The following is a 12,154-nucleotide window of genomic DNA, read 5'->3' as shown; positions in this document are numbered from 1 at the left end:
CGGTAAGGGTGGTGAGGGCGAGGCGGCGCATGCGCGTCCTTTCGGGCTTGGGGTGGAGGGTTATCGGTCGCAGGCGCCGGTGGCGCAGTGGCGGGTGGGTTGCCTGCTGAAGCGTTGGTGCAGGGCGCATCCCGCGCACCACCCGAAGACGGCTTCTAGAAGGAGGAGGGTGAAGCAGATCCCGCAGAGACCGAGGGTCACGGCGAGGGGAACGATTCCGGCGCTCATCGTCACGCATGAGACGGCAGCGATGCCAAGCGCGAGCCACCACGCGAACACCTTCTGCGGCGCACCGACCCAGAGCGGGCGGCGTCGGCGCTTCAGCGCACGGCCGAGGGCGAGGGTGAGAGACAGCCGGTCACTGATCAGGATGCGGGTGGTCATGTCGAGAAGGAAGAACATGCCGAACGTCTGCAGCGGCCGAACGCTGCCGGAGACGAGTGTGATCGTGAAGGCGGTGATGCCTGTGGCGAGGAGGATGCCGGCGGCGGTGCGGATGGCGTGCTCGTCGAGGACGGGCACCTCGTATCCGTCGACGTGTTCCCGGTGCGGGGCGCGGTGTCGGTCGCGTTGGGCATGTGGGGCTTCCTGTGGCGGTCAGGCGGAGAGGGTCTGAATGATGAGGGCGGTGAGCATGGTCAGCCCCACGGCCAGCACGAGGACTCCGAATCCGGTGCGGATGCCGGCGGCGGGGAGGCGGCACGAGAGCGCCAGGCCGATGAACGATCCGGCGACCGCGAGGGCGGTGAAGGTGAGGACGGTGGGCCAGTGGATGGCCACGGTGCTGATTTGCGTGAGGAACCCGGCGGACGAGTTCACGACGATGACCAGGAGCGAGGTCCCCACGGCCGCGGCAATGGGGAGGCCGAGGAAGGTGAGTGCGGGGACGATGAGAAACCCGCCGCCGGCTCCTAGGGCTCCCGTGAGGACTCCCACGCCGAGGCCGGTGGCTGCCGTTCGGGTTGTCCGCACGATCGGCCGCGTCTGACGAGGTTCGGTGTGCTCTTCCCGGGGCCGCATCATGGCGATTGCGGTGACGATCATGATCGCAGCAAACAGGACCGTGAGGACGGGTTCCGGGAGGAACTGGCCGACCACCCCGCCAGCTACGCCCCCGATCAGCCCGGTCGCGGCGAAGATCGCTGCGACCTTCCACCGCACCTCGCGTCGACCGATCCGGAGCGCGGTGGAGACCGCGCTAGTGATAGCGACGACGAAGAGGGAGGAGACGATCGCTTCTCGTGTTCCGGTGCCGAGGACGAGAGTGAAGATGGGGACGGTGAGGATGGAGCCCCCGCCGCCGAGGAGCCCGAGTGCGACACCGACCAGGACCGCGAGGGTCATGGCGATGACCATGGACGTACTCACTCGAGCTCCCCGGTCTGATCAGGCCGCGGTGGCCTGGGGCGTGTTGGCGGCGACCCAGGCGTTGTAGCTGCCTTCGATTTCGATGACGTCGTGCCCGGCGCGGCGGAGGGCGCTGGCGACGACGCTGTTACGAACCCCGCTCTGGCAGTAGGTCAGGATCTTGCCGGCGGGCAGTTCGTCGGTGTGCCAGAGCGCACGGCCGCCGGAGAGCTGCTTGGCGCCGGGGATGTGGCCCGCGGTGTACTCGGTGCGGTTGCGGACATCGAGGAGGAGCGCCGCGTCGACCTGGTCAAGGTCGGTCGGGGCGATCGTCTTGGGCTGCACCGTGGGAAGACCGTCGAGGGGGGTGGTGAACCCGTCGACCTGGTCGATACCGACGCGCAGCAGGTGGTCCCGGAACTGGGCTGCGGCGTTCGCGGAGTCGATGAGCAGCACGAGCGGACGCGTTTCGACCTCGGGGTCGTAGACCCACGCGCCGTAGCTGGCCGCTTTCGCAACCCCGGGGACGTTCAGCGCGCCCGGCACGGTGCCCTCATGGACGAGGGAGTGGTGGCGGGTGTCGACCACGATGACCCGGTCGCCCTCAATGTCCGCGCGAAGCTCGGACGCCGAGTACTCGGTCAACGGGCTGAGCTGGCCACGCAGGGCCGGCCCGACGCGGTTCTGCCGCTTCATGCGCGCGAAGTACGCGTGCGCGTCGGGCTGATCGTTCAGCAGCGTGTCGATGAACCCCTGCTCGTCGCCCGCTGCAAGGTACGGTGCCCACCACGCGAAGCGCCGTTCGTAGCCGACGGTCGAGCTGGGGACGGCGCCGAGCGCTTTACCGCATGCGGAACCCGACCCGTGAGCGGGGAGAACCTGCACGTAGTCGGGCAGGGTGAGGAAACGGTCGCGGAGGCTGGCGAACAGGTCGCGAGCACCGTCGAAGCGGGTGTCGACACCGCCGGCGGCCTCATCGAGCAGGTCCGGTCGCCCGACGTCACCGACGAACACGAAGTCACCGGTCAGGACGTAGCCCGGCTCAGAGGAGGCGGCGCCGTCGGTGACCAGGAAGGACAGGTGCTCGGGAGTATGCCCGGGGGTGTGGACCGCCTCAACGGTGATGTTCCCGACAGTGATGCGGTGGCCGTGCATCATCCGGGTGGCCTCCTGGAACCCGGAACCGTACTGCCAGTCGGGTCCGCCCTCACCGGAGACGTACATTGTCGCTCCGGTGCGGGCGGCGAGCTCGCGGGTGCCGGAGAGGTAGTCCGCGTGGATGTGGGTTTCGGTGACGGCGGTGATGGTCATGCCGTGCTTCGCGGCGAGGTCGAGGTAGACCTGCACGTCGCGGCGCGGGTCGACCACGATCGCTTCGCCGGTGCGCTGGCAGCCGGTGACATAGCTGGCGTGGGCGAGGTCGTCGTCATAGAGGCGTTCGAGGAGCATGGTTCGGCTTTCGTGTCGCTGTCAGTGAGCGCAGCTGCAGCGCTCGTCGTTGGGAATGCCCGCGAGGGCTTGTTCGATGTGCTGTCCGCAGCCGGCCCAGGTGGGCTTGCCGCAGGTTGAGCAGGTGATCTGTGCACACATAGGGGGGTCCTTTCAGGCCGCGGTGGGCGATTCGGCGATCTGCCGGCGCACGTCGTCCATGTCGAGTTCGCGGGCCTTGCTGATCAGAAGCTCGAGCTGGGGTTCGGGGAGCGCGCCGGGCTGCTTGTAGACCAGGACACCGTCACGGATGACCATCAGCGTGGGGATGGAAGTGATGCGGTTCGCCGTGGCGAGACCGACTTCCGCTTCGGTGTCGACCTTCGCGAAGACGACGTCGGGGTGACGTTCGGACGCGGCCTCGAACGCGGGAGCGAACGCGCGGCACGGGCCGCACCACGCCGCCCAGAAGTCGACGAGGACGATGCCCTCCCCCGCGACCGTGCCGCCGAAGCTCTCACCGGTCAGATCGATCGTGGCCATGCGCGTCACTTCCCGAACAGGCGGGAGAGGAACCCGCCACGCTGCGACTGCGCGGCCTGGACCTCACCGCGGGTGTGTTGGCCGTTGCACCAATCCGACGCCGGCACGCCCTTGCGCACGGACGCGACGTGCTGCCCGCAGCCAGTCCACGTGGTCTTCCCGCAGGTCCGGCACTTCGTTGCTCTGCACATGTGAATCCTCAATCTGTAATACCCCTGGGGGTATCGGGTTGGAGTGGACTCAGCATACCCCAGGGGGTATCGTGATTGTCAACTCCACGGAAGGACCGAAGATGAGCGCAATCGAGACCCCCATCGCAGAGTTCGCCCACGACGCTGAGGCCAAGCGGAAGGTCGTCAACCGGCTCAAGCGCGCTCAAGGGCAGCTCGCCGCCGTCATCACGGCCGTGGAAAGCGACGCACACTGCCGCGACGTCGTCCAGCAGCTCGCCGCCGTCTCCAAGGCCCTCGACCGGGCGGGGTTCCTCGTCATCTCCACCGCGCTGCGCGACTGCATGACTGACCCCGAGGCCGAGGGCGTCACCACCCCGGACGAGTTGGAAAAGCTCTTCCTCTCCCTCGCATGAGTGACGCGCACCCGTTCGACCCGAACGCGACGCAGCCTCCACCCACCCCTGCGCGGCCGGAGACGGGGAGCTCAGCGACGCGCCACTACTGGCAGGACGACGTCTCGGAGCAGAAAGCCCTCGCCTGACAAACCCCCGAAGCGCTCCGCACCTACCGGGCGGCAGAGGTCGCCATGCGCCGCCGCACCCGCGAGGCGATGTCGATGGCTGAGGACGAGATGCTCGCCCTCCGGTTCCTACTCCGTCGCGCCGATCGAACCGCGCGACCGGCTGAGCTCAGCAACTACCTCGGGATCCCGGCAGCAGCGACAAACGATCTAGTGGACAAGCTCGAACAAGACGGCCGCGTTGAACGCGTCGCCGGGTTCGCGATCAGCCGCAGCGCTTCCATCCGCGCCACCGATACCGCGGACGCCGAAGTCCGCAACACGCTGAACGGCATGCACCTGCGCATGTACGCCGCCGCGATGAAGCTCACCCCCACCCAACACCGGCACGTCGCAGGCTTCCTCGCCTCCATGACCGAAGCGATCGACTCCGTCGACGCTCGATAAAGCGATCTGCTGTGGACATTGTCGCTTTTTGGCGGTGTTTTGTGATCGCTTAGTGACGGGTGTGGCTGGCCGGCGACTGACGGAAAGCAGAGGTAGTCGGCTCTGTGTGTTAGTTGGTCAGAGTAGGGAGCCGAGGTCGGAGCCGAGGGAGGGGTAGGTGGCGGTGGTGGATTTGAGTTGCCGGGTGGTGAGACCCAGTTTGATGGCGATGCCGAAGGTGTTGATCAGTTCGGAGTAGCCGGGGCCGAGCAGGTGCGCGCCAAGGATCTGATCGGTGTCGGTATCGATGATGATCTTCGCGGCGGCGGTGGTTTCGGCGACCCGGTAGGTGGAGTACCAGTTGCTGGTGTCAGTGAAGCGAACGGCGGTGTTGTGGCTTGTGGCGGCTTCTTCTTCGAGGAGGCCGACCCGGTTCAGCTCCGGGATGGTGAACACGGTCGTGGGGACCCCGGTGTAGTCGGGTGCTGTGGTGGTTCCTTTGAGCATGTTCGACGCGGCGACTTTCCCCTCAAACACGGCCACCGGAGTCAGGGGACGTCCCGCGGTGTCGGCGGCGTCTCCTGCGGCATAGACGGCGGGGTTGGTGGTGCTTTGCAGGTGCCCGGCGACGGTGACTCCACGTAGGCTGCCGGCAATACCGGCAGCGTCCAAATGGAGGCCATCGAGGGCGGGGACGCGACCTGCTCCATGAACGACGAGGTCCGCGTCAAGACGGGTGGTCGTGCCGTGGGTGTTGATGCTGATCTGGAACCCGGCGGGGGCGGCCTCGATGGCGGTGACGTTGGTGTTTCGGTAGACGTGGATGCCGGCTTGCTCGGTGCGGGAGGTCAGCAACTCCACCAGGTCGGGGTCGAACTCGCGCAGGGGTCGCGGGCCGTGGTCGATGATCGTGCACTGCGCGCCGGCGCGGGCGGCGATGTGCGCGAACTCGAACGAGATGAAGCCGCCGCCGATGAACACGATCCGCTGCGGTAGAGCATCGAGGTCGAGGAATTGGGTGCTGTCGATGAGGTGTGCCGCACCGGGGAACGTCAACGGCCTCGGGGTGGCCCCGGTGGCGATGAGGAAGCGGTCGGCGTGGTGGGTAGTGCCATCGATGGTGAGGGTGTTCGGGCCAGTGAACTCGGCGTGGCCGTGAAAAGTGGTGGCACCGTTGCCGGTGAGTTCGTCTTCCATGCCTTTCGGGACACCGTCGGTGAAGCCGCGCTTGCGCCGCATCAGGGCCGGCCAGTCGACACGGAGGCCGCCTTCTGTAATGCCGGTGTCGTTCATCAGCCGGGCGGCATCGACGATTTCGGCGCCGCGGCGGAGGATCTTTTTCGGGTCGCATCCCCGGAGCGCGCAGGTACCGCCGTAGGGCAACGCGTCGACAATCCCGACCCGCCAGCCCTGCGCCGCACACTTGTTCGCAGCGGACGTGCCCGCCATGCCTGCACCGATGACCAGCAGATCGAACGCGTCACTCACCGGATACCCGCTTCGACGGTCCTGATGGCGTCCCGGATCTGCTCTGTCGTGGGCGACCCGGCAAGACCTGCCGGTGTCAAATACACCCGGCACGACAGGCCGGGCGGAGCTTCTGGCGCGGGAAACAGCGGCACACCGTCGGCCAGGAGAGTCGGGGACCCGCGGAAGTCGAGAGCTTCCGCTTCCTCCTGCGTCTCGATGAGCTGCCGGCTCACCGTGACGTCGGATCGTTCCGCGGCGATCACCGTGAGGCGATCCGCGGCCGTCTCCCAGTTCGGGCACCCATCGAAGTACTGCAACGTGATCTGCATGCATCGACCGTAAACGTTGCAGCCCGGTACAAGGTCAAGTGGTGAAATGGGGGTATGCGCATTGGAGACCTCGCCGCCACCACGGGAGTCAGCACCCAGACCCTTCGTTTCTACGAACGCGAAGGGCTACTTTCTGCACCGAGTCGACAAAGCAATGGATACCGGGTCTATGACGATGAGGTCGCTTCCCGCGTCGGATTCATTCGCGCCGCTCAATCTGCCGGATTGACGCTGGCCGACATCGCCGGAGTCCTCACTCTCCGGGAAGACGGGCAGGCGCCCTGCTCGCACGTGCACTCGCTGCTCGATGGCAAACTCAATGAAGTCAGGGTCCGTCAACAAGAACTCGCCCGTCTCGAAACAGAACTCGTCGACATGCTCACCACCAGTTCGGCCGTCGACCCAGCGACGTGCTCGGAGCGCAGCATCTGCAACGTCATCCCGCGGCCGCTACCGTAAACCCGTCGTTGTACGCACCAGCAGGGCATCTCGAAAAGCTACAGCTTTTCGAGACATCGGCCGGATCCCGGCTGTGTGATCGCTGATCCGTGTGATCCTCGGTCAGCGTCTGTCTCAACAATGCGTCTCACCGGAAAGTGTCTCAGCGCGATGACGCGGCGGGGTTTGTGAGGCACAATGGCCGAGTGAGACTTCTTGGATACACCCGCGTGAGCACATCGAGCCAGGATGCGCAGCTGCAGCTCGACGCACTCGTCGCCGCTGGTGTTCAGAAGCGCGACGTGTTCGCCGATGTCACCTCCGGGAGCAAGACCGCGATCGAGCGTCGTGGGATGAAAAAACTCCTCGAGCACGCAGAAGCCGGTGACACCGTCGTCGTCTGGCGCGTGGACCGCCTCGGCCGCTCCCTCATCGACGTGCTGAACACCGTAAACCTGCTGCGCGAGCGGGGCATCCATGTGCGTTCTGTCTCGGATGGGTAGATCCAGCGACATCGACGGGCCGGTTGATGCTGAACATGCTCGCCACGCTCGCGGAGTACGAGCGTGAACTGATTGTCGAGCGGGTAAATGCTGGGATCGCCGCCGCCAGGCAGAGCGGCACTCGCTTCGGTCGTCCACTCTCGGACCCAGCGGTAATCGCCGACAAGCTCGCGATCGCCGCCGACGCCCGAGCGAAAGGTCGCACCGCCGAAGATGCAGCACGGCTCGTCGGGTGGAGTCGCGCCACGCTCTACCGCCACCAGCAAGCCCTCGCCAGCCGCGAGAGCATCACCATCTAGCGATGTGATGAGCGGCGGGGAGCGGTGGCGAATTCTTCGACTACACGTCGAGGACCAGATACCTCTCACCGCTCTCTCCCGAGAAACCGGGATTGGCCTGCGCACGCTCCAACGCTGGCACCAGCTCTACCGAGACCACGGCATCACTGCACTCGACCCTCAACCGAGAGCCGACGCCGGCATTCGTCGCACGAGGGGCGAATTGGTCAGATTCATCGAGCACCTCGCGTTGACCAGGCCGAGGCCAGCGATCGCGACGCTGCACCGCCTTGCGAGTACCGAAGCGGAGCGGCAAGGCCTGGTGGTGCCCAGCTACGCCACTGTCAGAGATATCGTGCAGTCCCTCGACCCGGCACTGGTAACGCTCGCGTTGGATGGACCCATTGCGTATCGCGATCGATACGAGCTCGTATACCGGCGCCGAGCCGACGGGCCCAACCAGATCTGGCAGGCCGATCACACCGAACTCGACATCCTCATCACCAGTGCCGTAGGCGGCAAATCTGATCGACCCTGGCTCACGATCGTGATCGACGACCACTCACGCGCGATCTGCGGATACACCGTCTTCACCGGTGCACCATCAGCGATGAACACGGCCCTCGCGCTCAGGCAGGCGATCTGGCGCAAGACCGACCCCGCGTGGGCCATGTGTGGAATACCCGACGTGCTCCACGTCGACCACGGCTCCGACTTTACCAGCCATCACCTCGAACGCACCGCCATCGAGCTGCGCATCCGGATCATCCACTCCACCGTGGCTCGGCCCCAAGGCCGCGGCAAGATCGAACGCTTCTTCCGCACCATCAACACAGAGCTTCTCTCCACTCTCCCCGGGCACCTCAGACCAGGCGACAGGAATCCTCACCCCGCTCTAGATCTGGCCGCCCTCGACCAGGCGATCGGCGGGTTCATCGGGATGTACAACGCACGCCCGCACCGGGAGCTCGGAGTATCGCCTCGGGACGCGTGGGTCGCGAACGGCTGGCTTCCGCGAATGCCCGACAGTCTGGAACAACTCGACGGCCTCCTGCTCACGGTCCCCAAGAACCGGGTCGTGCAGCGCGACGGCATTCACTTCCAGGGCCAGCGCTACCTCGCTCCGACACTCGCCCCCTTCGTCGGGCACACGATCACAATCCGCTACGACCCGCGCGACATCTCCGAGATCCGCGTGTACGACCGCGACACATTCGTCTGCATCGCCGTCGACGAAGCCCACCCCAATCTCCGCCTCAGCCTCCGCGACATCGAAACCGCCCGCCGAGCCCGCCGCCGCGCACTCCGACACACCATCAACGACCGCATCCTCACCGCCGTCACCCGCGACGAGCCACGCGACGTCGCGGCACCTCCGCATCGCCGCCGGCTACGCACCTACGAAGAGGACGAGTGATGAACCAGCCATTCATCGTCACCAAAGAGCACCGACGCTTCACCGAATTCGCGAACGCCGTCCGCAAAGAGAAAACCATCGGCATCTGCCACGGCGACGCCGGCGTCGGCAAGACCAACTCCGCCCGCCGCTACGCAAACTGGGACGCTCTGGAGCCCTACATCAACAAGTGGGGACCTCGCGGCGAGCACGACGCCAAGCACTACGCCCTCGCCAACCGATCCCGGACTGTCTTCTACACACCCGAGGTCCTCTGCAGACCCAAAGATCTCATGCACGACATCGACCGCTGGCAGGCAAAGGTCGAGATCTGCGCCGACGAACACCTCCGCTCGCGTGAGACCGAACCGACCACCACGCCGATCGGCATGTCTCACCTCGTGGATCTGCTCATCATCGACGAAGCCGAAAGGCTCACACCGACTGCGCTCGAGCTGCTCCGCGACCGCCACGACCGTGAACACCTCTCTATGATCCTCATTGGCATGCCCGGCATCGACCAACGGTTCCGCCACTACCCACAGCTCTACAGCCGACTCGGCTTCTCCCACCACTACCGAACCCTCGGCCGAGAAGAACTCCTCTTCGTCCTCGACCGCCACTGGAAACACCTAGGACAGCAACTCGACCCAGAGGACTTCACCGACGCGCAGGCGATAGCTGCGATCGAACGCATCACCCGTGGCAACTTTCGTCTCCTTGAACGGCTCTTCCCTCAGATCGCCCGAGTGCTGAAGATCAACGGGCTTGAGACCATCACCGACGACGTCATCGAAGCCGCAGCTAGCATCCTCGTCATCGGCAACTAACGCCGCCAAGCGATCACAGAACACCGCCACCGAGCGATCAACTCCACAGCGATCTGCCTCGGGGGCAGCTTCACAGCTCGCCGGAAACGTCCGCCGAAACTCGGTTTCGATCCACGTTTTCGGCGGGCGATGTCGGTTACTCCGAGCGACGGGGCAAAAAACGATCGTTTTCGTTCTGGACTAGCCCGCCGGGATCGGCGAGAAAGACACTCCACGCTCCCGCGCCTAAATCGCAACTTGCACGACATCCCACCGGGTCGTTACTGCCCGAGAGGCGCGGCGACAGACTGGTTCCGGCTGCATCGCCTTCTTGGCGCGTCAGAGCCCGAATGCGCCGCCGCTGATCAGGATGAAGATGCCGAGGCCGATCAGAACGATCGGGAACAGGATGTGCTCCCAGCGCTCCAGAATTTCCGCGATCGGACGTCGGGTAGCGATGAACTTGGCGACGTACACCAGGACCGCGACGAGCGCGAGGAACACAACACAGTAGGCGACCACGGCGGCGGGTCCGACACTCAGGAAGACCGGCACGTAGACCCCGATGTTGTCCCCGCCGTTTGCGAAGGTGACCCCGGCTACAGCCCAGACGGCGACCTTTTTGCCTTCGATCTTGCCCTCATCGTCATCGTCGTCGTCGCGACGTCGACGCCATGCCTGCCAGGCCGCCCATAGCCCCAACGCCAAGGGGATCAGGCCGAAGTAGGGGATGACCTCTGGAGGCAGGAATGCTCCGGCGCCGAGAGCTACGAGTACGGCTGCGCCGAGAATGCCGGCGAATCCCAGATACTGCCCGAGCAGGATTCGAGCGGTCGTGCCCCGTTGTCCCACGCCGCGGGCGAAGAACAGCGACAGCACGATGATGTCGTCGATGTTCGTGGCAAGGAACAGGCCGATCGCTTGCAGGATGGAGAGGAAGATCATGCGGTCGCCTCCGTCGTGCAGCATTCCGGGGCCGCGCAGGAGGGATCGATGCACCCGGCTGCATGGTCAACGGCCAAGGTCGTGTCCAGCAGCGCAGTAAGCGCCCGGCTCAGACGGGGGTCGGCGACCTCGTACCGGGTTCGGCGGCCCTCGGGCTCGGCGACGACGATGCCGCAGTCACGGAGGCAGGTCAGGTGGTTGGACACGTTGGACGGGCTGAGGCCCAGCTCGCGAGCGAGTGCCGCAGGATAGATCGGGCCCTCAAGCAGGGTCATGAGAATTCGTGAGCGTGTGGGGTCGGCCATGGCTCGGCCGAGTCGGTTCATCACGTCCAGACGATCAGTTATAGTCAGCACACGATGAACATACACGGTTCACTGTATGATTGCTAACCGTCCCGTACAAATCTCGCGATGGGTGAAAGTTGTCACAGTTCGTCGGCCGTGAATTCTTCTTCGGCCTGTTCCTCATGCTGTCCGGCGCCATCGGGTTGACGGCAGCGATGGCGCTGTCCATCGAGAAGATCGAAAAGCTGACCAACCCCGATACGGGCCTCAGCTGCGACTTCTCCGTGTTGGTGCAATGCTCCGCGAACCTCGACAGCGCTCAGGGAGCCGCACTCGGGGTTCCCAATCCGTTCCTCGGACTGGTCGGGTTCGCGCTCGTGGTGTGTGTCGGCGTCACGGTGTGGGCGGTCCCGCACTTCGCGCGCTGGTTCTGGATGCTGTTCAACATCGGTGTCGCAGGAGCTTTTGGTTTCGTGGTCTGGCTGATTGGGCAGAGCATCTACGTGCTGGGTACGCTCTGCCCCTGGTGCCTTGTGGTGTGGCTGACGACGCTCCCGCTGTTCTTCTTCGTGACCGCTCGGAACCTGCGTGAGGGCGTCTTTGGTCGCAGAGCAAGACGAGTCGGTGCGTTGTTGTGGCCGTGGATGACCCTCGTGACGGTCGCCGCATACCTGGTTGTCGCGGTGCTCGCTCAGCTCCGCCTGAATGTCCTGGCGAGCATCATCTAGCGCGAACGACCCATTCGGGCCGAGGTTACTTCTCGTGGGCGGGGGTCGCGGCCGGATGTTCGCTGCGCGGCTGAGATCGGTTGGTGCGGAGCATCTGGAGGATACCGAGTCCGACGCCGACTCCAATGGCGATGTCGGCGATGTTTCCGATGAAGAGGTTGCCGTAGGCGAGGAAGTCGGTGACGTGACCGCGGCCGAACCCTGGAGGGGCGAAGAGACGGTCGATGAGGTTGCCGATCGCTCCACCCCAGACGAAACCGATGGCGACCGCCCACAACGTGGATGTCGCCCGCCAGGCGGCGTAGAACAAGGCGATCACTGCCACCATTCCGACCAGAGTGAACACCCAGGTGCTGTTCGAGCCGAGAGACATGACGGTGCCGGGGTTGAAGGCGAGCTGCAGCCCCAGCACGTCGCCGATCAGTGGAATGCGTTCTTGCTCGCTCAGCTGTGCGAGCGCGAGGGCTTTCGTGCCCTGGTCCACGACAGTCATAACAAGCGCGACCAGGCACGCGACGGCCAATCTCCAGCTCC

18 protein-coding genes and 2 pseudogenes are annotated in these 12,154 nt (G+C 65.3%); 9 read left to right on the top strand and 11 right to left on the bottom strand.

Annotation, left to right across the window (positions count from 1 at the left end):
• Positions 1–60: 60 nt before the first annotated feature.
• The 6 genes from BKA10_RS10830 to BKA10_RS17020 form a co-directional block, all read right to left on the bottom strand.
• Positions 61–522: a DUF4395 family protein gene (locus BKA10_RS10830; protein WP_183499891.1), complete on the bottom strand. Its 462-nt coding sequence runs from the start codon at positions 520–522 to the stop codon at positions 61–63.
• Positions 523–597: 75 nt separating this feature from the next.
• A complete protein-coding gene (locus BKA10_RS10825; RefSeq protein ID WP_241740172.1) occupies positions 598–1,344 on the bottom strand; it encodes a sulfite exporter TauE/SafE family protein in 747 nt (248 codons plus the stop codon).
• 42 nt (positions 1,345–1,386) lie between these two features.
• Positions 1,387–2,796 (bottom strand): MBL fold metallo-hydrolase, encoded by a 1,410-nt coding sequence (locus BKA10_RS10820; protein ID WP_183499890.1) that lies wholly within the window; start codon positions 2,794–2,796, stop codon positions 1,387–1,389.
• A 21-nt stretch (positions 2,797–2,817) separates the two neighbouring features.
• Positions 2,818–2,937 carry a DUF8730 family Cys-rich protein gene (locus tag BKA10_RS17025; RefSeq protein ID WP_488192547.1) on the bottom strand — a complete coding sequence of 40 codons (120 nt, stop codon included), beginning with the start codon at positions 2,935–2,937 and terminating at the stop codon, positions 2,818–2,820.
• Positions 2,938–2,949: 12 nt separating this feature from the next.
• Positions 2,950–3,318, bottom strand: coding sequence for a thioredoxin family protein (locus tag BKA10_RS10815; protein ID WP_183499889.1), 369 nt, complete (start codon positions 3,316–3,318; stop codon positions 2,950–2,952).
• Between the two features lie 5 nt (positions 3,319–3,323).
• Entirely contained in the window at positions 3,324–3,509 is a 186-nt protein-coding gene (locus BKA10_RS17020; protein WP_227991668.1) for a DUF8730 family Cys-rich protein, read from the bottom strand.
• Positions 3,510–3,610: 101 nt separating this feature from the next.
• On the opposite strand from BKA10_RS17020, the gene BKA10_RS10810 reads away from it, so the two are divergent.
• The 3 genes from BKA10_RS10810 to BKA10_RS10805 are packed head-to-tail and all read left to right on the top strand — an operon-like array spanning position 3,611 to position 4,458.
• Positions 3,611–3,904: a metal-sensitive transcriptional regulator gene (locus BKA10_RS10810; protein ID WP_183499888.1), complete on the top strand. Its 294-nt coding sequence runs from the start codon at positions 3,611–3,613 to the stop codon at positions 3,902–3,904.
• Complete coding sequence (locus BKA10_RS16690; RefSeq protein ID WP_277816593.1) at positions 3,901–4,032, top strand: hypothetical protein; 132 nt, start codon at positions 3,901–3,903, stop codon at positions 4,030–4,032. Before BKA10_RS10810 ends, BKA10_RS16690 begins: the two co-directional genes overlap by 4 nt.
• A 45-nt stretch (positions 4,033–4,077) precedes the next feature.
• Positions 4,078–4,458, top strand: a complete 381-nt coding sequence (locus BKA10_RS10805) for a MarR family transcriptional regulator (protein WP_183499887.1) — start codon at positions 4,078–4,080, stop codon at positions 4,456–4,458.
• Positions 4,459–4,575: 117 nt separating this feature from the next.
• Here the strand turns inward: BKA10_RS10805 and BKA10_RS10800 are convergent, their stop codons facing one another.
• Entirely contained in the window at positions 4,576–5,925 is a 1,350-nt protein-coding gene (locus BKA10_RS10800; protein WP_082750005.1) for a dihydrolipoyl dehydrogenase family protein, read from the bottom strand.
• On the bottom strand, positions 5,922–6,236 hold the full coding sequence (locus BKA10_RS10795) for a hypothetical protein (RefSeq protein ID WP_060921760.1): 315 nt from the start codon (positions 6,234–6,236) through the stop codon (positions 5,922–5,924). The genes BKA10_RS10800 and BKA10_RS10795 overlap by 4 nt, the downstream gene beginning before the upstream one ends.
• Before the next feature lie 54 nt (positions 6,237–6,290).
• Here BKA10_RS10795 and BKA10_RS10790 point away from each other — a divergent pair, with 54 nt between their 5' ends.
• From BKA10_RS10790 to BKA10_RS10775, 5 genes and pseudogenes are all read left to right on the top strand, one after another.
• Positions 6,291–6,695 carry a heavy metal-responsive transcriptional regulator gene (locus BKA10_RS10790; protein ID WP_183151636.1) on the top strand — a complete coding sequence of 135 codons (405 nt, stop codon included), beginning with the start codon at positions 6,291–6,293 and terminating at the stop codon, positions 6,693–6,695.
• Positions 6,696–6,880: 185 nt separating this feature from the next.
• Positions 6,881–7,476: pseudogene (locus BKA10_RS10785) on the top strand (recombinase family protein).
• A pseudogene (locus tag BKA10_RS16930) lies at positions 7,391–7,618 on the top strand (helix-turn-helix domain-containing protein); the annotation flags it as partial. The pseudogenes BKA10_RS10785 and BKA10_RS16930, both read left to right, overlap by 86 nt.
• Positions 7,619–7,780: 162 nt before the next feature.
• Complete coding sequence (locus BKA10_RS10780) at positions 7,781–8,872, top strand: TnsB C-terminal domain-containing protein (RefSeq protein WP_308221581.1); 1,092 nt, start codon at positions 7,781–7,783, stop codon at positions 8,870–8,872.
• Positions 8,872–9,681 carry an AAA family ATPase gene (locus tag BKA10_RS10775; RefSeq protein ID WP_060921758.1) on the top strand — a complete coding sequence of 270 codons (810 nt, stop codon included), beginning with the start codon at positions 8,872–8,874 and terminating at the stop codon, positions 9,679–9,681. Before BKA10_RS10780 ends, BKA10_RS10775 begins: the two co-directional genes overlap by 1 nt.
• Before the next feature lie 318 nt (positions 9,682–9,999).
• Here BKA10_RS10775 and BKA10_RS10770 read toward each other — a convergent pair whose 3' ends face one another.
• Together BKA10_RS10770 and cmtR are read right to left on the bottom strand one after the other, a co-directional pair.
• Positions 10,000–10,605 carry a cadmium resistance transporter gene (locus tag BKA10_RS10770; protein ID WP_183499885.1) on the bottom strand — a complete coding sequence of 202 codons (606 nt, stop codon included), beginning with the start codon at positions 10,603–10,605 and terminating at the stop codon, positions 10,000–10,002.
• Positions 10,602–10,961 (bottom strand): Cd(II)/Pb(II)-sensing metalloregulatory transcriptional regulator CmtR, encoded by a 360-nt coding sequence (cmtR, locus tag BKA10_RS10765; RefSeq protein WP_183499884.1) that lies wholly within the window; start codon positions 10,959–10,961, stop codon positions 10,602–10,604. Before cmtR ends, BKA10_RS10770 begins: the two co-directional genes overlap by 4 nt.
• Positions 10,962–11,029: 68 nt before the next feature.
• Between cmtR and BKA10_RS10760 the strand changes: the two genes are divergently transcribed.
• Positions 11,030–11,620 (top strand): vitamin K epoxide reductase family protein, encoded by a 591-nt coding sequence (locus BKA10_RS10760; RefSeq protein ID WP_241740173.1) that lies wholly within the window; start codon positions 11,030–11,032, stop codon positions 11,618–11,620.
• 25 nt (positions 11,621–11,645) lie between these two features.
• Here the strand turns inward: BKA10_RS10760 and BKA10_RS10755 are convergent, their stop codons facing one another.
• Positions 11,646–12,113, bottom strand: coding sequence for a signal peptidase II (locus tag BKA10_RS10755; protein ID WP_241740174.1), 468 nt, complete (start codon positions 12,111–12,113; stop codon positions 11,646–11,648).
• Positions 12,114–12,154: the final 41 nt, after the last annotated feature.

Origin of the sequence: Microbacterium invictum, assembly GCF_014197265.1 — a bacterium.
Classification (GTDB): Bacteria; Actinomycetota; Actinomycetes; order Actinomycetales; family Microbacteriaceae; genus Microbacterium; species Microbacterium invictum.
Note: the sequence above shows the minus strand (reverse complement) of the source record. Positions and strands in the feature narration are given on the sequence as shown.

What these genes read in the sequence shown, in the direction of transcription:
- BKA10_RS10825 (WP_241740172.1), bottom strand. Translation starts at nt 1,344, where the DNA reads ATGACCCTCGCGGTCCTGGTCGGTGTCGCACTCGGGCTCCTCGGCGGC.
- BKA10_RS10820 (WP_183499890.1), bottom strand. Translation starts at nt 2,796, where the DNA reads ATGCTCCTCGAACGCCTCTATGACGACGACCTCGCCCACGCCAGCTAT.
- BKA10_RS17025 (WP_488192547.1), bottom strand. Translation starts at nt 2,937, where the DNA reads ATGTGTGCACAGATCACCTGCTCAACCTGCGGCAAGCCCACCTGGGCC.
- BKA10_RS10815 (WP_183499889.1), bottom strand. Translation starts at nt 3,318, where the DNA reads ATGGCCACGATCGATCTGACCGGTGAGAGCTTCGGCGGCACGGTCGCG.
- BKA10_RS17020 (WP_227991668.1), bottom strand. Translation starts at nt 3,509, where the DNA reads ATGTGCAGAGCAACGAAGTGCCGGACCTGCGGGAAGACCACGTGGACT.
- BKA10_RS10810 (WP_183499888.1), top strand. Translation starts at nt 3,611, where the DNA reads ATGAGCGCAATCGAGACCCCCATCGCAGAGTTCGCCCACGACGCTGAG.
- BKA10_RS16690 (WP_277816593.1), top strand. Translation starts at nt 3,901, where the DNA reads ATGAGTGACGCGCACCCGTTCGACCCGAACGCGACGCAGCCTCCACCC.
- BKA10_RS10805 (WP_183499887.1), top strand. Translation starts at nt 4,078, where the DNA reads ATGCGCCGCCGCACCCGCGAGGCGATGTCGATGGCTGAGGACGAGATG.
- BKA10_RS10795 (WP_060921760.1), bottom strand. Translation starts at nt 6,236, where the DNA reads ATGCAGATCACGTTGCAGTACTTCGATGGGTGCCCGAACTGGGAGACG.
- BKA10_RS10790 (WP_183151636.1), top strand. Translation starts at nt 6,291, where the DNA reads ATGCGCATTGGAGACCTCGCCGCCACCACGGGAGTCAGCACCCAGACC.
- BKA10_RS10775 (WP_060921758.1), top strand. Translation starts at nt 8,872, where the DNA reads ATGAACCAGCCATTCATCGTCACCAAAGAGCACCGACGCTTCACCGAA.
- BKA10_RS10770 (WP_183499885.1), bottom strand. Translation starts at nt 10,605, where the DNA reads ATGATCTTCCTCTCCATCCTGCAAGCGATCGGCCTGTTCCTTGCCACG.
- BKA10_RS10755 (WP_241740174.1), bottom strand. Translation starts at nt 12,113, where the DNA reads ATGACTGTCGTGGACCAGGGCACGAAAGCCCTCGCGCTCGCACAGCTG.